The 18,515-nt window shown below is 32.3% G+C and carries 20 protein-coding genes; 4 read left to right on the top strand and 16 right to left on the bottom strand.

Annotated features, from left to right (window positions below; all coding sequences use genetic code 11):
- Positions 1-199: 199 nt before the first annotated feature.
- The 8 genes from LQ686_RS07630 to LQ686_RS07595 all read right to left on the bottom strand — a co-directional run bounded on the left by LQ686_RS07630 (position 200) and on the right by LQ686_RS07595 (position 6,319).
- Complete coding sequence (locus tag LQ686_RS07630; RefSeq protein ID WP_025904334.1) at positions 200-766, bottom strand: GNAT family N-acetyltransferase; 567 nt, start codon at positions 764-766, stop codon at positions 200-202.
- 13 nt (positions 767-779) lie between these two features.
- Positions 780-1,649: an ROK family protein gene (locus tag LQ686_RS07625; RefSeq protein WP_025904333.1), complete on the bottom strand. Its 870-nt coding sequence runs from the start codon at positions 1,647-1,649 to the stop codon at positions 780-782.
- A gap of 70 nt (positions 1,650-1,719) precedes the next feature.
- Positions 1,720-2,664, bottom strand: a complete 945-nt coding sequence (gene corA, locus LQ686_RS07620) for a magnesium/cobalt transporter CorA (RefSeq protein ID WP_025904332.1) — start codon at positions 2,662-2,664, stop codon at positions 1,720-1,722.
- Between the two features lie 87 nt (positions 2,665-2,751).
- Positions 2,752-3,594: a formyltetrahydrofolate deformylase gene (gene purU / locus LQ686_RS07615; RefSeq protein ID WP_025904331.1), complete on the bottom strand. Its 843-nt coding sequence runs from the start codon at positions 3,592-3,594 to the stop codon at positions 2,752-2,754.
- A 115-nt stretch (positions 3,595-3,709) separates the two neighbouring features.
- A complete protein-coding gene (locus tag LQ686_RS07610) occupies positions 3,710-4,573 on the bottom strand; it encodes an SDR family NAD(P)-dependent oxidoreductase (RefSeq protein ID WP_025904330.1) in 864 nt (287 codons plus the stop codon).
- Between the two features lie 17 nt (positions 4,574-4,590).
- Positions 4,591-4,908, bottom strand: coding sequence for a PTS sugar transporter subunit IIA (locus tag LQ686_RS07605; protein WP_025904329.1), 318 nt, complete (start codon positions 4,906-4,908; stop codon positions 4,591-4,593).
- Positions 4,909-4,917: 9 nt separating this feature from the next.
- Entirely contained in the window at positions 4,918-5,220 is a 303-nt protein-coding gene (locus LQ686_RS07600; protein ID WP_025904328.1) for a PTS sugar transporter subunit IIB, read from the bottom strand.
- 1 nt (position 5,221) lies between these two features.
- Entirely contained in the window at positions 5,222-6,319 is a 1,098-nt protein-coding gene (locus tag LQ686_RS07595) for a DUF871 domain-containing protein (protein WP_025904327.1), read from the bottom strand.
- 113 nt (positions 6,320-6,432) lie between these two features.
- Between LQ686_RS07595 and LQ686_RS07590 the strand changes: the two genes are divergently transcribed.
- The gene (locus LQ686_RS07590; protein ID WP_107577108.1) at positions 6,433-7,731 is read left to right on the top strand and encodes a PTS sugar transporter subunit IIC; all 1,299 of its coding nucleotides are present in this window, start codon (positions 6,433-6,435) and stop codon (positions 7,729-7,731) included.
- On the opposite strand, the gene LQ686_RS07585 is transcribed toward LQ686_RS07590, so the two are convergent.
- From LQ686_RS07585 to LQ686_RS07575, 3 genes are all read right to left on the bottom strand, one after another.
- A complete protein-coding gene (locus LQ686_RS07585; RefSeq protein WP_239733247.1) occupies positions 7,690-8,088 on the bottom strand; it encodes a helix-turn-helix domain-containing protein in 399 nt (132 codons plus the stop codon). The genes LQ686_RS07590 and LQ686_RS07585 overlap by 42 nt on opposite strands.
- Before the next feature lie 283 nt (positions 8,089-8,371).
- Positions 8,372-8,854 carry a DUF456 domain-containing protein gene (locus LQ686_RS07580; RefSeq protein WP_025907349.1) on the bottom strand — a complete coding sequence of 161 codons (483 nt, stop codon included), beginning with the start codon at positions 8,852-8,854 and terminating at the stop codon, positions 8,372-8,374.
- A gap of 11 nt (positions 8,855-8,865) precedes the next feature.
- Positions 8,866-10,077 (bottom strand): sugar efflux transporter, encoded by a 1,212-nt coding sequence (locus LQ686_RS07575; RefSeq protein ID WP_025907351.1) that lies wholly within the window; start codon positions 10,075-10,077, stop codon positions 8,866-8,868.
- Positions 10,078-10,211: 134 nt separating this feature from the next.
- Between LQ686_RS07575 and LQ686_RS07570 the strand changes: the two genes are divergently transcribed.
- Complete coding sequence (locus LQ686_RS07570) at positions 10,212-10,859, top strand: MOSC domain-containing protein (RefSeq protein WP_107565406.1); 648 nt, start codon at positions 10,212-10,214, stop codon at positions 10,857-10,859.
- Between the two features lie 51 nt (positions 10,860-10,910).
- On the opposite strand, the gene LQ686_RS07565 is transcribed toward LQ686_RS07570, so the two are convergent.
- The gene (locus LQ686_RS07565) at positions 10,911-11,786 is read right to left on the bottom strand and encodes a LysR family transcriptional regulator (RefSeq protein WP_025907355.1); all 876 of its coding nucleotides are present in this window, start codon (positions 11,784-11,786) and stop codon (positions 10,911-10,913) included.
- A 162-nt stretch (positions 11,787-11,948) separates the two neighbouring features.
- On the opposite strand from LQ686_RS07565, the gene LQ686_RS07560 reads away from it, so the two are divergent.
- Entirely contained in the window at positions 11,949-12,770 is an 822-nt protein-coding gene (locus LQ686_RS07560) for an undecaprenyl-diphosphate phosphatase (protein ID WP_025907358.1), read from the top strand.
- 76 nt (positions 12,771-12,846) lie between these two features.
- Here LQ686_RS07560 and LQ686_RS07555 read toward each other — a convergent pair whose 3' ends face one another.
- The 3 genes from LQ686_RS07555 to LQ686_RS07545 all read right to left on the bottom strand — a co-directional run bounded on the left by LQ686_RS07555 (position 12,847) and on the right by LQ686_RS07545 (position 16,142).
- Positions 12,847-13,386 (bottom strand): ribonuclease FAU-1 family protein, encoded by a 540-nt coding sequence (locus tag LQ686_RS07555; protein ID WP_025907360.1) that lies wholly within the window; start codon positions 13,384-13,386, stop codon positions 12,847-12,849.
- A gap of 203 nt (positions 13,387-13,589) precedes the next feature.
- Entirely contained in the window at positions 13,590-15,482 is a 1,893-nt protein-coding gene (locus LQ686_RS07550) for a DHA2 family efflux MFS transporter permease subunit (protein WP_025907362.1), read from the bottom strand.
- A gap of 12 nt (positions 15,483-15,494) precedes the next feature.
- Positions 15,495-16,142: an HlyD family secretion protein gene (locus tag LQ686_RS07545; protein ID WP_107590981.1), complete on the bottom strand. Its 648-nt coding sequence runs from the start codon at positions 16,140-16,142 to the stop codon at positions 15,495-15,497.
- Positions 16,143-16,352: 210 nt separating this feature from the next.
- Between LQ686_RS07545 and LQ686_RS07540 the strand changes: the two genes are divergently transcribed.
- The gene (locus LQ686_RS07540) at positions 16,353-16,904 is read left to right on the top strand and encodes a TetR/AcrR family transcriptional regulator (protein WP_025907366.1); all 552 of its coding nucleotides are present in this window, start codon (positions 16,353-16,355) and stop codon (positions 16,902-16,904) included.
- 96 nt (positions 16,905-17,000) lie between these two features.
- On the opposite strand, the gene LQ686_RS07535 is transcribed toward LQ686_RS07540, so the two are convergent.
- Positions 17,001-18,515 carry a phospholipase D-like domain-containing protein gene (locus tag LQ686_RS07535; RefSeq protein WP_107565405.1) on the bottom strand — a complete coding sequence of 505 codons (1,515 nt, stop codon included), beginning with the start codon at positions 18,513-18,515 and terminating at the stop codon, positions 17,001-17,003.

Here is an 18,515-nt window from a genome sequence, read left to right as displayed (position 1 = left end):
ATAGTAAGCGATAGCGCGCTAGATTATATAAAAAATAAACTGTGAAGTAGAGTCGTACGTTCTCTACTTACACAGTTTATTTTACACTCCCGTTTATTACCACTTTAACTCACATGTTTCTCTATCTTGTGAGTTTACTACCTCTTTAACTCACATCTTTCCTAATCCCAAGACTCTAACCTACACCACACCCACACTACTACTTCTCACTTTTTACCATTTCTGCATATTCGGTATCGGTTATGGCATAAATGACATCGTCTACTACTTTTTCTTTATGAATTCTATTTTTAGGCATGATCCCTATTTTTTTCATGCCGAGTCTTTTCATCACTTCGCCTGATTTAGGATTAATTATACTGTGCATTGCTTTTACTTGATTAAGTCCTAATGTTTCAAATGATAGTGATAGCAATGCTAATCCCGCTTCTGTCATATAGCCATTACCTGTATATTTTAAATTAAGGGCATAACCGAGTTCTCCTCGTTTATGTTCTTGCTCAACTCTTAAATCAATTGTACCTATTAATTTATCTTCGGATTTTAATTCGATACCGTACTTTCCTAATGGTGCTGTCATATAATGTTTTGCAATTACACTTTTAGTTTCTTCTTTAGATAAGTGTGTTGGAAATACATGTGTTGTATTTTCAACATCAGATGCATATTCGAATAATGATTCAACATCATTTAAATTAATAGGTCTTAAAATAAGTCTTTCTGTTTCCAATATTTGATTTTCTGCTAATTCGACTAATACATCCATACTTAACACCTACTTATGATTGATATTCGTTCAACGCTAATGCTAGACAACCGATTATACCTTGGTCATCATTTAAACTTGGTGTAACAATATATTCTTCTACTGGTGGAACTGCAATATAGTTGTTATTTAATCGTTCAAATTGCTCATGCACTTTTTTTAATAAATGTGTTTGATGCATCACACCACCGCCAAAAATGATTTTTTCAGGCGACAACATTAATGCTGTATTTAGTGCTGCTTGCGCAATATAATAAGCAACGAAATCCCAGTCTTGAGCATTTTCATGAATTTCTTTGGCAGAAATACCTGCTCTTTTTTCGATTGCTGGTCCTGAAGCTAAACCTTCTAAGCAATTACCGTGGTACGGACAATTACCTTCAAAGTCTTGATCATCTTTATGAATTTTAATAGACATATGTCCCATTTCAGGATGACTTAACCCTTGTACAATTTTCCCTTTAACGATTGCACCGCCACCGATACCAGTACCTACTGTATAGTAAACCGCTGAGTCAATATTTTTGGCGATTCCTTTTTTATACTCACCGTATAAAGAGGCATTTACATCTGTCGTAAATGCTACAGGTACATCGAAATGTTCTTGAACTGCTCCTTTAAAATCAAAATTTTGCCACGCAATTTTTGGTGTCGAAGTGATATATCCATATGTATCAGAATCTTTATTGATATCTATCGGTCCAAATGATCCTATACCTATACTACTAATTTGATATTTTTTAAAAAATTCTATAACTTTAGGTAATGTTTCTGACGGCTCAGTTGTTGGTATAGAGATGCGTTCTATTACATTTAAATCTTCATCTCCAACTGCACATACAAATTTCGTTCCACCCGCTTCAATCGCTCCTAGAAGTTTCACTTATATCACACTCTTTCCCTTTTTATTTATTTTTCATAAGTCATATTCTGAATCATAACGCATACGTTCATTAGAACCATCTCTTCTTCTTGAAGACGATTAACATAATAATTGCTATAACGGCCATAATGACGAGAACAATATAATAGCCATCATGCCATTCGAGTTCTGGCATATTTGTAAAGTTCATTCCGTAAATACCTGCAATTAAAGTTAAAGGCATAAACACAACAGAATAAATGGTTAATATTTTCATTATATTGTTCATCTTGAATGAGTTCAAAGAAATATAATTATCTCGTATATCACTCGTCATTTCTCGTGATGAATCTACCATTTCCATTTGTTTCATAAGGTGGTCATTAATATGCGTAATATATAAAAATTGTTGTTCATTAAGATGCAACACTTTACCTTCACGCATTCTATATACTAAATCCTTCATAGGTTGAACAGTTCTTTTAATAATCAGCAATTCTTGTCTTAAATCAAATGTGTCATCGATTAACGTCTTAGTTGTAATATCTAAATTATGACGATCTTCGAAATTAAACACCTTATCTTCAATGTCGTAAATAAACGGAAAATAGTTATCTACTATATCATCTAGAATATGTAATAGTATATCTTTAGGTTCATTTATTTCGATTGTTTCATTAAATAACTTTCTCTTGATTGTATCGATTTCTTCATAACGTTCTCTATGGAATGTCACAATAAAATCATCACCGATAAAGATATCCACTTCTTCAGATTCTAAAGTCTTTAGATCCAATGCATGGAATACAATAAATTGATAATCATCATATTGTTTAAACTTCGGTCTTTGTTGAACTTGCGTTGCGTCTTCTACTGATAAAGGATGAAAATTAAAATAATCAACTAATATTTCAGATTCTTCTTTAGTTGGTTCATTTAAATCAACCCATATCCATTTTTTCTCTTCTGAAATATCTTTAGGTGAATTGGTTTCCTTTAGTTCGCCATTTAAATTGACATAATAAGTTTTAATCATTTTTTTTACACCATTTTTCGCTTTACTTTATTTCATATTATACAACTAAAAAAGCAGTGAGCAAATATACTCACTACTAAAAATAAATTATGAAAATACTACTGTCTTATTACCATTTACGATGACTTTATGTTCACAATGCCATTGCACCGCTCTCGCTAATACTTGAGATTCAACATGTCTACCTGTATGTTTCATATCTTGTGCAGTATATCTATGATTAACTCTTACAACATCCTGCTCAATAATTGGTCCTGCATCTAAATCTTCAGTCACATAATGACTCGTCGCCCCTATTAATTTAACACCTCTTGTATAGGCTTGTTTATAAGGGTTCGCACCAATAAATGATGGTAAGAATGAATGGTGAATGTTAATAATTTTCAAGTGATGTCTATCAACAAATGTCGGTGATAATATTTGCATGTATTTCGCAAGTACTAGTAAATCAACATTGTAGCTTTCACAAATGCTTGTAATTTCATCTTCACTTTCACGCTTTGTTTCTTTTGTTACGCTGACATGATAAAAAGGAATGCCCATATCCTCCACAAATTTGCGATTATTCTCGTGATTGCTGATGACACAACTGATTTCGATTGGAAATTCTTGTCGATTCGCACGTAACATAATTTCACTTAACGCATGGTCTTCTTTAGAAACAAGTAATGCTGTTTTCACTTTTTCTTCAGCATCAAAGATTTGAAAATTAATCTTTCTATTTGTCAGTTCATTCTCTAAAAGCGATTTAACTTCATCGTTTTTATCAAATTCTATACGTAAATATAAATGATTTTCTTCTTCTTGAATGTCTGTATAATGATCTAAATGAAATATATTTGAATTTGTATCTTTTATAATAGTGGATATTAATGATGTAATGCCAATTTCATCTTTACAATCAGCCAATAATATATAATGCTTACTCATGTGCCTCATCCTTTGATTAATTTTGGAAATATTCTTACAATATCAACTATTATAAAATTTAATTTAAAAGAAAACAATAGATTACATCATCAGATTCTAATGTAAACGTATTCATTTATTGTTTTTCCCAATACATGAATTGGTCTAGTTGTAATGATGCTAACGTTTCACGAATTAATCTTTTGCGGTCATAGTAATTAAGACCATGAGATTTAAGTTTTGTAATCTTTCCTTCTTGAACATATTCACCTTTATACAATTTTTTATCCTTTGATACTTTAATGGTCGACTTAGCACCTTCTTTAGGAGAAATAAATAAAGGATCAAATATTTTATAAACTAAGTTCCCAAATGTTTGATTATATTTTGTTTTTCCTAAATTAGTTGAAACAGCACCGGGATGCACTGCCGTAACATGTAAGCCATCTTTCGAAAATTTCTCATGTAATTCTTGCATAAAATATAAAGTCGCAAGCTTAGATCTTCCATAAGACTTAATCGGATTAAATCTTAAAGGATACTTAAAGTTTCGTCTTCCAAGATGTGCAAATAAATATGCACCAGATGATACGATAATAATTTGTTTGTCATGGCTATTCATAATTGAACCAAATAATATATGCGTTAACATAAAATGTCCTAAATAGTTCGTACCAAACATTAATTCGTAACCATCTACAGTTTTTTGTCTTGTTAAAGACATGACGCCTGCATTATTGATGAGACAGTCGACATAAGGATATCGTTCTAAAACAAGTGTCGCAGCTTTCATAACATTTGCTAAATCTGATAAATTACACTTAATAACATCTACTGTTATATGTTGATGTTCCGCTTCTAAAAGCTTTTTTAAGTCATTGCCTTTATCAACATTTCTACATAATAAAATAATAATGTCATAATCGTGTGCTAATTCAATAACTGTTGATTTCCCTATTCCTGAAGTTGGTCCAGTGATTGCTAGAATTCTATTCGACATTGTTTATCTCCTTATTTTTATTGCTTTTTCACATAATTTTGATGTACATAAATCAGTTCTTTAGCCATCTCTTTAATGACTTCAGTAGAAATAAGTTGATCTTCAGCATGAGACAATAACAAATTTAAAGGAACCGGCTCACCTGAAGCTTCTGCTTGGATCAGATCCTTATGCACTTTATGTCCTTCAACTAAAAATTGATTCCCTTCAGAAACTAAGTTCTCAGCTGTTTCAAAATTGCCTTCTTTTGCTTCTTGAATTGCTTGCATATAATTACTTTTTGCCATTCCTACATTTGTAATAATTTGAAAGGCAATTTGTTCATATTTTTCCATTTCCTCACCTTATTTCATTAAGCTTTCGGCATGTTTCAATACACCTTCTCCATCCATCATGCCATATTGTTGCATATCAATTACATCTACTGGTACTTTTCCATTTGCTACTTTTTCTACTTGTGCTTTTTGAAATCTTACTTGTGGTCCTAATAGAATAACATCTACTTCATCAACTTTTGTTTCTGCTTCTGATAAGGCTAACGCCTCAACTTCGTATTCTTTACCTTCTTTATTTGCAGTATCTTGCATTTTTTTAACTAACATACTTGTAGACATACCCGCTGAGCAAACTAATAATATTTTTTTCATGTTAATCTTTCTCCTTTATATTAAATTTAAAATGTGCCCAAGGTTTTAAATAGTTGAGCAGTGGTAAATCATGTGGCTCAATTCTGCCAATCACATTGACTTTTCCAGTATTGAGCATCGGCTTTAATGCAATTTGTAATTCACCTTTATATTGACCATATTCTTCATTGTCTATTAATATGTCACCACGTTTAATGGCAACTGTATGATGTGCTGGAAATGATTCATTTTTATACTTTACACGACTTTGTGTTGAACGAATCATATACTCACTGACATCACCTCTATAAAAATGTGGCTCTTCGATTGCAATTTTCTTCTCTAAATCAGAAATTTCATCAAATAACTTTGCATCAAATGTAATAGGTTCATTTATCAAACGACTCAAAATCTCTAATTCCGCTTCTGAAGGGTAACAATTACTGATGATGACATCATCTATCAACCCAGTAGCCCATAAATGTTGAGCTTGGGTCGTTACTGGTAAACCTCTATGATCTTCTAAAGTTGGCAAACCTTCAGTAACTGGCCACGGTCCAAATTCAGCTACTTTACTTGAAACAAATGCTGCTGTTCTTAACCCGTATTTTTTGAATTTTTTACTACCTTCTAAAAAGAATGATTCGGATATTCCTGCATATCGATGAGGATAAAAATTATGGCATCCTACTAAACAAGCGCGATTCGGCTCAAAATCCATCACATTATCAATATAGTGATTCATCACACTCATATTCAGCTCAACCTTAATGCCATAAGGATTATAGGTCATATCACTTGTTTCTTTCGCACCTACCCCTTCATCAAGTCTTATACCATCTACACCTAAATCATTGAAAAAAGATAAATCATTTGGTTCGATACCGAGTACTTTGAATGTGCGAGGTGCCACATCTATAAAAATTTCAAAGTTTAAATTTTTAGCATAACGAATTGTTTTTTCAATGACTGGTAACAATGTCGCTTTATTTTCATCGGTAAGTTGCAATAAATTTGTAAATATTCTCGTAAAACCGTATTGATGGGCTTTTTCGATATATTGAATATCTTCATTTTCATTTGATTTTCCTGGATATAAAGAAATTCCTAACCGTTTCATCAAACTTCACTTCCATTCGCAATATATTTCTTTTTTTATAATTTTGAATATTTTATCTATTTAGTTTATACTATAACAAAATTGAAGCGCTTACAAACGAAGGGGGATTTTTTATGAATAACTTTGCGACATGGATAGAAGGCAAACTTTCAGGTCCAATGACAAAGCTTTCTAACCAGCGTCATTTACTCGCCATTCGTGACGGGGTTATTTCAGCACTTCCATTTATTATATTCGGCTCATTCTTCCTAATATTTGCGACACCACCGTTACCAGAGTCGTGGGCAATTACTCAGTGGGCAACAGAACACGCTGAGCAAATTTTAATTCCATATAGAATGACGATGTTTATCATGAGTTTGTATATTGTGTTTGGTATAGGTTACAATCTCGCCAAATCCTATGACTTAGATCCATTGTCAGCAGCACAACTTTCCACCGCTGCATTCTTATTAACAATCGCACCAACTATGGATAAAAAATTAGGTTTCGTGTTACCAATGACCAATTTAGGTGGTCATGGACTATTTGTTGCAATGTTTGTTGCGATATTCTCAGTAGAAATATATCGATTATGTAAAAATAAAAATATTACGATCAAGATGCCACCTCAAGTACCGCCATCAGTAAGTCGCTCATTTGAATCTTTAATCCCAGTAGTATTTGTACTCGGTGCGATGAGTATCATTACAGTAGTATTCCAACTTGATTTACATACACTCGTTGATAAAATCGTAGGTCCGCTTGTCTTTGCAGGTGATACATTACCTGGTGTACTAGTACCTGTATTCTTAACAACGTTCTTCTGGGCATTTGGTATTCATGGTATGTCAATTGTCGGGACAATCGAACGTCCACTATGGGAAGTATATTTAGCTAAAAATGCAGAAGCACATGCTGCCGGTGAACCATTACCGCATATAGCACCAGAAACATTTTTCCAATGGTTTGTTTGGATAGGTGGCGCAGGTGCTACATTAGGACTTGTCATTTGTATATTATTATTTGCAAAATCTCAGTTCTTAAAGAAATTCGGTAAAGCTGTATCAATACCATCATTATTTAATATTAATGAACCAGTAATATTTGGATTGCCAATCGTATTAAATCCAATCATGGTTATACCATTTATTATCATTCCATTAGTATTAACCGTCATAACCTACTTAGCAACATTATTTGGACTCGTAAATGCCACAAGCGTAATGGCACCATGGACATTACCAGCTCCAATAGGTGCATACTTAGCAACAGGAGGCGATTGGCGAGCAATCGTACTCGTACTATTTAATATCGCCGTATCAGTCGTCATCTATTTCCCATTCTTCAAAATGTACGACCGTAAAATGGTCTTAGAAGAAAGCGGCGAATCAAAAGAACAAATCGAACAAGATATGAAAGAAGGCAAATAGTAAGAAAATTTGTTTATTATCTATATCAAGACGACACTTTTCATCAAACTTACGTTGCCAATTGGCAATGATAATAGGATTAATAATCCTAAAGTGATTCGCAGTATCTTGATAAGACAGCATATTATCTTGTCTAAATTTTAAAACAGATAATTTAAATTCGCTAGTATAAACAGTGTTTCTACTTTTTAATTCTAAACCTTCTTCTCCGAACTCTTTATATTGATTGACCCATATCCGAAGGACAGACCAACTTGAAACCCCATATTTTAAAGCAATTGCTCTATAACTTTGATGTCCTTCTAAATATTCCTTTACAAGTTTTAGTTTGAATTTGAATTCATATTTTTTCCTCATAAAAATGCACCCCAATAATTTGATTTGTTTAGGTCAAATATTTGGGTTCACATCACTCGTGAGTTTACTACCTCTTTAACTCACATGTTTGGCAATCTTATGAGTTTATTACTTCTTTAACTCACATCTTTCCGAATCCACATCCATACTCAATACACCTTCTCTCCCCATACTCCATATTCAACAACACTCCACACCTAAATCAAACTTCCACTCCCCATATTCCTCATTCCAAAAAAAGCCTGGTACAGCTATTGAACTGTACCAGGCCGGTCCTTCTACATTAAATAATAATATCAATAAAGAACCATATGATCATGACTACCATAATCAATGCTTTTGCTATTGAGCTTGTTAAGAATCCAAGTAATGATCCTACGCTTGCATTTGTTGCGGCTGCGATATCACCTTTTTGAATGATTTCTGTTACAAATACTAATACAAATGGAACGATTATAATTCCAAATGGAGGAAATACGAAACAACCGATGATGACACCGACTGCTGCCATTGTTTCTCCTAATTTAGAACCTCCAAATTTCTTAACGAAATAACTATTCATAATGATATCTGACAAGATCATAAATATTGTAAATACAATCATTACTACCCAAAATACCCAAGACAATTTGCTTGAATCAATTGCAAAGTGATAAATGAAATACCCTACCCATATAAATAATACGGATGGAATAATAGGTTTCACTAATCCTATAAATGCAATTACAAACATTAAGATAATTAATATCCAACTTATTGCTGTCATTTTTATATCTCCTAACTTACTTTAGTTTCGTTATGTGTCGTATGTTCTACTGTGAATATAAGTAATACAAATGCTACTGCTATTGATAAACTTGAAACAAAGAATACATTCCCTAGTCCAACGAGATCACTCATAATACCACCTAATAAATTTCCACCTAACTGACCGATTACCATAGCATTGGCAAACAATGTTGATGCGTAACCTGGAAATTCTGGTAAAATATCTTGGAAATAACTAATACCTAAGCCTAGTAAAATAGCTAAGAAGAATGCTAATGCTAGTTGTCCTATCAACATTGCTACGAAACTATCAAACACTCCGATGCTAAAGTAATATCCGAATCCAAAAATTGACCCTACCATTAATAATGTTTTTGTTTTGAACTTACTTGCAATAATACCAAGTATAATCATAAACGGAACTTCTAATCCCGCACATAAACTTGCTAAATAGCCGACATGTGATTCATTATCTTTAAGATATTCTGTTACATATAACGGCATATTCAACGTATACATCCACTGACCAACATGTAACAAAATGAATGCTAAGAATGGTATTAATAATGTCGGTTCTTTCATTAAGTTTGGTGCTTTCTTTTCTGTAAAATTACCGATAGCATTTTTAATAACTTTTTTCGGCTCTTTATAAAATATAATTAATAATACTAAAACTGTTAAAAATAGTGCCACTGTTCCACCAAACAATCCATCATATCCAAAGGCACTTAACAATACTGTCCCAATTAAAGGACCAAATAAAAATCCTAATGAAAATGTAGAACGTAGAACTGTATTAGCAAATATACTTCTATCTTTATAAGCTGATTCATTAATTGATTCACGTGCTGAGGCATACATTTGAGGCATTGCTGGTGCAGCTAAACCTTGGAACATTGCGTAAAGTGCGATAAACACCCAAATTGTATGTATGTAGAAATAAATGGAGAAACATAGTGCACCCATAATAAGTGCGGTAATGATAAGATATTTACGATTAATTTTGCCACTATCTGAAAATCTAGCAACAATAGAGTTTACTGTAAATGATGCCCCTGCTGCAAGCGCCATTAACAAACCATATTGCCCTTTCGTCATGCCTAAATGCTGTGTCGCATACAACACTAGGAATGGAACAGTAATCGCAACTGCCATACCAAGTAAACCCATATTTGCGGTAAAGAGTTTATAATTTTTTATTTGAAATAATTTCAAAAACATGAATTCACAACTTCCTATATTTTATTATATGCTTGTACTTTAAAGCTTATCCTCTGCTACGTCAATGCTTTATTGCTATAATTCACATTAACCGGTAAAATCATTATTAAATATTGTAAAAAGGAGTCATTCTCGTGGATTACAAAGTAGATTATATATCAGTCGGAAAAATTGCTAATATCACATTTAGCGATCAAAAATCAAAAAAGACTGCCATTTTCAAAGAACCTTTTAAAGATAAGATGTACTTAACACATACAGGCTTTGTTGAAGACGAACAGCAATACAAAGGACATGGTGGACCTGAAAAAGCACTCTGTTTTTACAGCAAAGATAATTATGCATATTGGGATGACATTATTGATTTGTTACCAAAGTATGCAATTTTCGGAGAGAATATAACCGTTTCAGGTTTAACAGAAGAAGATTTAAACATTGGTGACACGTACGAACTTGGTGAAGCGATCATTCAAGTTTCATGTCCAAGACAACCTTGTGCTACAATTGCACAACGTTATGGCATTAAAGATTTAGTTAAACACATGGCTGATAGTTATCGAACAGGCTGTTACTTCAGAGTATTAAAAGAAGGATACGTTTCACAGAATGACAATATGAGATTAATTAAGCAAACTGAGCCTAAACTATCGATTTATGAATTGAATGAAACACGATTTAAAGATAGTAAAAATCTACAACGTATCGACAATATTTTAAATCACGAAGCGATTAATGATGAAACTCGAGAAATATTTACGAAGTTAAGAAAGCGCCTGTCATAGAAATCAATATAACGAAAGCAGAAAAGAAATCCGTAAAGATTTCTTTTCTGCTTATTTTTTTCCTATTTCAAGCTGATTAATATAATTCTTTAAGACTTCTATGAATGATTTCACTTGTGGTAATTGTAATACGTTATGTTCATAACATATATATGTAGACCTTGTCAGCGGTTTACGCATGACATTCAATTTCTTGATTTCAAATTTATCTGTATCGATATCACCTATAACGAGTTCAGGTAAGACTGTTACACCTACACCATTTAATAGTAATGCTTTACATGTAGCAATTTGATCGACTTTAATCAGTGCATGATATTCTTGTTGTAAATAATCTGAATACCACTCTTCTATTTGTTTTAAGTAAATTGGTTCTGCTTGAAACTCGATCATTGGTAAAAGGTGTAGATCTTGTTTTCTATTTTTAGGATATATAAAGTAATGCTGCTCATTAAGTAGAAGATCATTTTGAACATTCATGACTTCGTTTCCTCTTACGACCATGATATGAAAGTCATTCTGATATTGTTTAATGTGTTCACTTGAACCGATTTGTAATTGTATATCCACATTAGGATATAAGTGCGTGTATTCCCCTAATACTTGCGGGAGAATAGTCTGTCCGATTAATGAAGATACACCTATTGAAATGCTACCATTTACTTCGCCTATTTTAGAACTGATTTTATCTAATAATAAACGTTCTTCTTTTAACATTTTTCGAGCGTGCTCAATTACAAGTGAACCTTCATTTGTTGTTATCAATTGCTTCTTTGTTCTTATAAAAATATCTATACCGAAAAAGTTTTCAATTGTTTTTAACCTTTGACTCACTGCCGGCTGAGATATATAGAGAATGTCTGCTGCTTTCCTTAATGTCTTTACGTCTTCTAATGTTACCAGTAACTTATAATCGTCTACTTTCAATTGACACACACTCCTTACTTTCATTATATTATAACACGATTTGCCTACACGACCATTCCTACAACTTTAGACCGAAATATAAATTTTTTTATTTCATAAATTGAAAGTCGATTCATAATTCGTTATAGTTGAGCATGTACATTAAATAGGAAGGATCATATCATGCTTATTATCGAAATTATTAAATATGTTTTTCTTGGGCTACTTCAAGGTGTAACTGAACCGATTCCGGTTTCTTCAAGTGGACATCTCGTTATGGCACAAGAATTTTTAGGATTACATACGGACGGTTTAACTTTTGAAATTGTTGTGAATACCGCTTCATTAATTGCCGTCCTTATCTTATTTAGAAAAGATATTATCACGCTTATTGTTGATACACTTAAATATATTAAAGGTGACCGTACCGAATCTATTAAGAAAAATTTCCAACTTGCGATGTACTTAGTCATTGCAACGATTCCTGCAGGTGTTCTAGGTATTATCTTTAAAGATATTATTGGGGATACTAAAAGTGTGATTATGGTAGGTATCATGCTTATCGTCACTGGTATCGCATTGTGGTTTATTAAGAATAAACGTGGACAAAAGCTTGAAAAAGATTTGTCTCTTAAAGATGCTATTATCGTAGGTCTATTTCAAGCAGTTGCTTTAATACCTGGACTAAGTAGAAGTGGTGCAACGATTGTTGGTGCATTAGGTGTAGGTATGAACCAAAAAACAGCATTTAAATTCTCATTCTTACTATATATTCCAGTAAGTCTAGGTACAGCTTTACTTGGTATTAAAGATATTGTTGAAACACCACCCGATACATCATTGATGATTTCATATGTATTTGCATTTATTGCATCTCTTGTAGCAAGTTATTTCTCACTTAAATGGTTACAAGGCATTATGGAACGTGGTCAATTAGGTATCTTTAGTAAATATTGTTTCATCGTAGGTCCATTAGCAATCATACTTGCGCTAATCTTCCTATAATAAAAAAACGGGGAATTCCAACTTTAAAGGGATTCCTCGTTTTTATATAGAAATATGCCATAACATTGTAGTTAAATCACTTCGCATTCATAATTTCGTGAAAACAATATCTGATTTTCTTTTCAATTCCTTTGAAATCCGTCTCTAATTTAAACATAATTTCATGAGCTGTAACATATGCCTTATGGAATTGGGCTTTGGATATTTTCTTCTCTTTGAGCATTCTTTCTAAATCATCTTCATCAACAAGTTCATATTCACCCGACTTCGGTATCACTAATACATCAAGACATAAATCTAATGTTCTAGCATTGCCAAGTTGTGTGATATTCCTCAAATTCACATCAAAGTAGTATTGTACTGGTTTATTCTGTTTATCGTACATTACAGTGATACTATATGGCTTCTTTTCAGGTAAGATTTGCATCCACTTATATCCATTATCCGCAACTGTAATTTCCCTGCCGACCACATTTACTTGTAAAGGCTCTTTTACTTGTACCATTGTTACTAATCCAACTAGCCCTTTAAAATGATTGGTGTCCAATACAACTTCTTTATATTCGCGATTAAGGAGACGTCGCCAATGACGTTTGTCAATATACTTAACTTTCATAAGTTACCAACTCCTTTTTTACATTATATAAAAAACCATGTCTAATTCAAAGCATTCAATATAGAATTTCATAAATTAAATTACTATTCTAAAAAAACACTACAAGAAACTTCACTGTTTCTTGTAGTGTTTAAACAATTAAACATTAATATATAATTTAAAAATACAAAATGAATTTATATTTTTATATCTAGGAGTTCTTACTATTCTTTTGATAAATAATGAGATTTACCTTTTAAGAATAAACTTAAAATTAAAGCAATCACACTGAATAATGTTGCTATCCAGAATGCATCGTTAATACCTTGTACTGTTGCAAGTTTATTGAAGTAAGTAAATAGTGCAGTTGTACCTGCTTCTTGACCGCCAACAGAATCTGATAAAGCTTTAATTTGTTCTTGGATCATAGGATTTGTTGAATCCATATTATCTGACATATTTGCTAAATGTGATGTCGTATTTTGAGTCATTACTGTAACAAGAATGGCAGTACCGATTGACCCTGCTAATTGTCTTACCGTATTACTAATTGCATTACCATGCGGAATTAATCGTTGTGGTAATGAATTCATACCTGCTGTCATAATTGGCATCATGATGAAACTCATACCAAATGAACGGACAATATAAATAACAAGTATTGTTGTATATGGTGTATCCATATTTAACTGTGTCAATTCCCAAGTAGCGAATGTCATAATTGTTAAACCAATTAAAGCGAGTGGTTTAATACCAAATGAGTCTAACATTTTACCAGCTATAGGACCCATGAAGCCCATTATAAGTGAACCTGGTAATAGTAATAACCCTGAATCTAGTGGTGTAAAACCACGTAAGTTCTGTAGGTAGATTGGTAATAAGATCATACCACCGAATAAACTCATTGTTACGATAACGTTAATGATCGTAGTTAATGTAAAGCCTGAATATTTTAATGCTGACATATCAAGCATTGGATTTTTCATTCTCACTTCACGAATAACGAATAATGCTGTGAAGATAATACCGATAATCAATGATAATGAAACTGTTAATGAAGTCCATCCATCGTTACCCGCTTCACTAAATCCATAAAGTAATAATCCAAATCCTAAAGTACTAAAGATAATACCTTGAACGTCTGGTTTTGGATTAGAAGTTTTTTGATAAATTCTAAACCAGAAGAAACTAATAAATATTGCAACTAAACCAATTGCAAACATACCATAGAACATGACATTCCAATGATAGTTTTGTACGATCCAACCTGATAATGTTGGTCCGATTGCTGGTGCTAAAATAAATGCAATACCTAAAGTACCCATTGCCGCACCACGTTTTTCTGGTGGGAATATTGTCATAAATACGTTTGAACCTAATGGCATTAACACACCTGCACCAACTGCTTGGATAACACGACCTGTCATCATCATTGGGAAGTTAAATGATAAAGCACATATAATTGATCCAATTGTAAACAACGTCATTGCAATAAGAAATAGTCTTCTGTATGAATATTTACTTATTAGAAATGCACTGATTGGTATTAAGATACCATTCACTAACATAAATCCTGTCATTAACCATTGTCCTGTAGACGCTGAAATACTGAACTCATTGTTAATAACCGGTAAAGCAACATTTAATAATGTTTGGTTTAAAATAGCAATAAACATACCAAACATCATCGCAACTAAAATTTTGTTTCTTGAAATACCTTTGCCATATACGAAATTGACATGATGTTTCTTAATTTGTTCATTAATTGGTTCGTCTTCATTTAATTCCATACCACGATCAGATAATTCAGTATGCTCATGTGATTCACCTGATTCTTCATCATGATCTTCAGAAGACGTATTAATAGAAGTTGTTTCGTTCACCTCTGAGTTAGATGACTTATGTTCAGCTTCCATTTTTTCAATATTTGAACGTTCTGGTTGATGATTGATATTATCATCTTTTGATTTCAATTGTGTTTCTTTGTTTTCTGTTGTTTCATCAGTTACTTGCTTAGAAACTGATTTACTTTTTTTGCGTTTTAAAACAAATGCATTAATTCCAATCCATAATAGGATTGCTACAATTATATAAGCCACCGTAAAGGTTGATGTCATAATACACCCTCCTTAATTCTTGTGGATTCGAACTTCAACATTCATTCCTGGAACAACATTTGTTGATGGCTTAGAATTAAATGTGATTTTCACTGGAACAACTTGTGTCACCTTTGTATAGTTTCCATTACTATTTGATGAAGGCATCAATGAGAAACTTGATGCAGTTGCTAATCCAACTTGAGACACTTTACCTTTAACACTAGCTTCTTGTCCGTCGATATACACGTCAACAGCTTGTCCTTTTTCAACATCTTCTACATCTGTATCGTCAATGTTTGCAGTTACATATAAATCATCAAAGTTATATGCATATGCGATTGGTGATCCAGCTTGAACTAAACTGTTTTCTGTTGCAGAAGTTTTTACGATTGTACTTTTAGATGGTGCTTTAATGTCCATTTCTTGAGACTGTCCATCTTCACCTTTACCAGCTACTTCTCCGATTTTGTCGCCTTTGTCATAAGTTTTACCTTCTTTAGCGTCGAAGCTTGTTAAGTTACCTGATACTGGGCTAGCAATTTTGATTTGCTCACCGTCAACTTTTGCATTTTCTGTTTTTACATAATCTGTTGCTTCACTATAATAATGGAACCCTACTAGACCAATAGCCACTAAAATTACTATAGTGATAACATTTACAAGCACTATTTTTTTCATTACTTTATTTCCTCCAAATTTCAATGATTTATTCATTATACGGCTCTGTAATCATGATTTAAACCAACAAATTAAATAAGTTTGTCGGGTTAAAATAGCGGAAAAAATCAGATAATTATTCATAATATCTACATATTTAAATGGTATATGAATGTATCTTTGAACGGCTTTTTGTTAAAATATTAGGTATGTATTTATTCGAGGTGACCTATGAAAAAACATGCGAGACAACTAATCATAAGTAATATGGTTTACTTATTAGAACATTATCATTTTGATGAAATCACAATAAAAATGTTATGTGCAGAATGTGGCATCAATCGTTCAACATTTTACGCACATTTTAAAGATAAATATGAAACGTATGAAGAAATCAAACAGTTTCATATGACGAACTATGAAACATTAATGGATAATATAGAACAATCTATTCTTGAAAACCCCGATAAAAGAAGAAAGTATGTTAAACAGTACTTTACGAATGTCTTTTATTACATATCAAGACATCAAAGATTTTTCACAAGCGTCTTTGTCGTCCACCCAGAAAAAGAACTCATCATCAGCTTTATCAAACTCATTAAACTAAGATTTGAAAAATTGATTACACGAATAGGTACACTTCAAGACGTCAATTTCTTCCTTGACTATACAGTCGGTGGACAAATCGCTACCATTTATAGTTGGCTAAAAAACGGATGTGTAGAAAAACCAGAAAAAATGGCAGATATTATGTATCGGAATATTATTAAGATTAATAGATAAGGGTACGATATCTCAGTCTTCGTGCGATACTCCCTGCACTTCCTACTTATCAAAAAAGACATTCACCTTCACGGTGAATGTCTTTTTTATATACTGTTAAAAGCTTGATAAACCTGTACTTTCTTGAATTCTATATAATACTTTTTTCCATAGTGCTTCGTCTTTGAATTCATCATATTGTGCAGTCATGTCATGTTCACTATTATTCCAAGATTGTTTAAAGTTATTGGATAATTTTTTAAAGGCTGCATCACTTTGTTTTCCTTTAATGATAATATCTGATTCTAAATTAAAGTCTCCGATGTTTCTTCTTGTTAAATTGGATGAACCTAATATCATCGTGGCACGATTGTTTTCATTTTGCTCAAACAACATATATTTAGAATGATATTGTTCTCCATTTGAACGAGCCCATCTTACTTTAATGCTTCCTTTTGAGCGATTGATTAATTCACTTGCAACTGGTTTATTTGGTACGCCTGGCTTTTCTTTACCAAATGCTTCTTTATTAATATCAAGTATAAGTTTGATATCCACATTTCTTTTAGAAGCTTTAATCAATTCATCAATCACATCTCTGTCTGAAAGATAAAACATACCTATTGAAATATGGTCTTTAGATTGTGCTTTTTTAATATTTTGAATGACTTGATCTTTAATTTTACCTTCAGTCGCTAGTTGCACACTATACTTGGCGTTATCATTCCAGCTATTGTTTTTAATTTTGAAATCACTTGGTGAGTATCGACCGCCACTCATATTCGCAACTGCAATTTCTGATTTAATAATTGCATTTTGGATTGGACCTGACACTCTGACACCAACATTTTGATGATAACCACTTGGATCATGTGGATTACTAGATAAGATCATGCCATGTTTTTCTGTAACTAAAGTCTTTCTATGATTTGCTTTCATATTTAAAATATTTAAATAGCCTCTAACCGTAACATCTGGTGCTTCAGGACTTAATGGATTACTTAACTTACCATTTTCACTATTACCAAACCATTGGAAAAATGTTCGATACATGCCTGAATAAATCGGATTAGAATCTCTTAATTCATTAAGATTTGTATAGTAAACATCTATATTATTGGCTTTTAGATCCTTAATATGATCTGGCGTGTATGAATCGTAGAATGAATTAAGTGGGTCAGTAATCACAATAATTCTCATATCTGGGTTTTCTTTTTTCTTATCAATTAATGATTGTGTAAGACGTTGAGATATTTTTGGATAAGTCTTGTCTCCCGTTTGATAATGATTAAATAAGAACATATCCATAATAATAAAATCATCCGCTTCTTTAATCGTCTCATTTACTTTATCAAATATTTCTTGATTGTACTGCATCTTATTCCCGTTTTTATAAGTGACATCTGTTAATAGTTCCACATGGTCTGTCATCGTTTCTGAACTCACTTTTGAAACGCCATGTGGTAAAGGTTTAAACACATGATAAATACTCATAGCTATCACAATTCCAATAATCAATAAAAGGAATCCATAAATATATTTCTTTTTATTTTTACGCTTTGATTTATCATTTTTCTTTTTTCTTTTTACAGACTGACTTTTCTTTTTGATATTTTTCTTTTTATTAGCCAA

Origin of the sequence: Mammaliicoccus sp. J-M41 (assembly GCF_022385935.1) — a bacterium.
GTDB lineage: Bacteria > Bacillota > Bacilli > Staphylococcales > Staphylococcaceae > Mammaliicoccus > Mammaliicoccus sciuri_A.
Note: the sequence above shows the minus strand (reverse complement) of the source record. Positions and strands in the feature narration are given on the sequence as shown.

Coding starts and splice junctions, on each gene's coding strand:
- LQ686_RS07555 (WP_025907360.1), bottom strand. CDS start 13,386: ATGAAAGTTAAGTATATTGACAAACGTCATTGGCGACGTCTCCTTAAT.
- LQ686_RS07540 (WP_025907366.1), top strand. CDS start 16,353: ATGAAAAAACATGCGAGACAACTAATCATAAGTAATATGGTTTACTTA.
- LQ686_RS07610 (WP_025904330.1), bottom strand. CDS start 4,573: ATGTCGAATAGAATTCTAGCAATCACTGGACCAACTTCAGGAATAGGG.
- purU (WP_025904331.1), bottom strand. CDS start 3,594: ATGAGTAAGCATTATATATTATTGGCTGATTGTAAAGATGAAATTGGC.
- LQ686_RS07630 (WP_025904334.1), bottom strand. CDS start 766: ATGGATGTATTAGTCGAATTAGCAGAAAATCAAATATTGGAAACAGAA.
- LQ686_RS07550 (WP_025907362.1), bottom strand. CDS start 15,482: ATGACATCAACCTTTACGGTGGCTTATATAATTGTAGCAATCCTATTA.
- LQ686_RS07545 (WP_107590981.1), bottom strand. CDS start 16,142: ATGAAAAAAATAGTGCTTGTAAATGTTATCACTATAGTAATTTTAGTG.
- corA (WP_025904332.1), bottom strand. CDS start 2,664: ATGATTAAAACTTATTATGTCAATTTAAATGGCGAACTAAAGGAAACC.
- LQ686_RS07605 (WP_025904329.1), bottom strand. CDS start 4,908: ATGGAAAAATATGAACAAATTGCCTTTCAAATTATTACAAATGTAGGA.
- LQ686_RS07585 (WP_239733247.1), bottom strand. CDS start 8,088: ATGAGGAAAAAATATGAATTCAAATTCAAACTAAAACTTGTAAAGGAA.
- LQ686_RS07595 (WP_025904327.1), bottom strand. CDS start 6,319: ATGAAACGGTTAGGAATTTCTTTATATCCAGGAAAATCAAATGAAAAT.
- LQ686_RS07600 (WP_025904328.1), bottom strand. CDS start 5,220: ATGAAAAAAATATTATTAGTTTGCTCAGCGGGTATGTCTACAAGTATG.
- LQ686_RS07590 (WP_107577108.1), top strand. CDS start 6,433: ATGAATAACTTTGCGACATGGATAGAAGGCAAACTTTCAGGTCCAATG.
- LQ686_RS07560 (WP_025907358.1), top strand. CDS start 11,949: ATGCTTATTATCGAAATTATTAAATATGTTTTTCTTGGGCTACTTCAA.
- LQ686_RS07580 (WP_025907349.1), bottom strand. CDS start 8,854: ATGACAGCAATAAGTTGGATATTAATTATCTTAATGTTTGTAATTGCA.
- LQ686_RS07575 (WP_025907351.1), bottom strand. CDS start 10,077: ATGTTTTTGAAATTATTTCAAATAAAAAATTATAAACTCTTTACCGCA.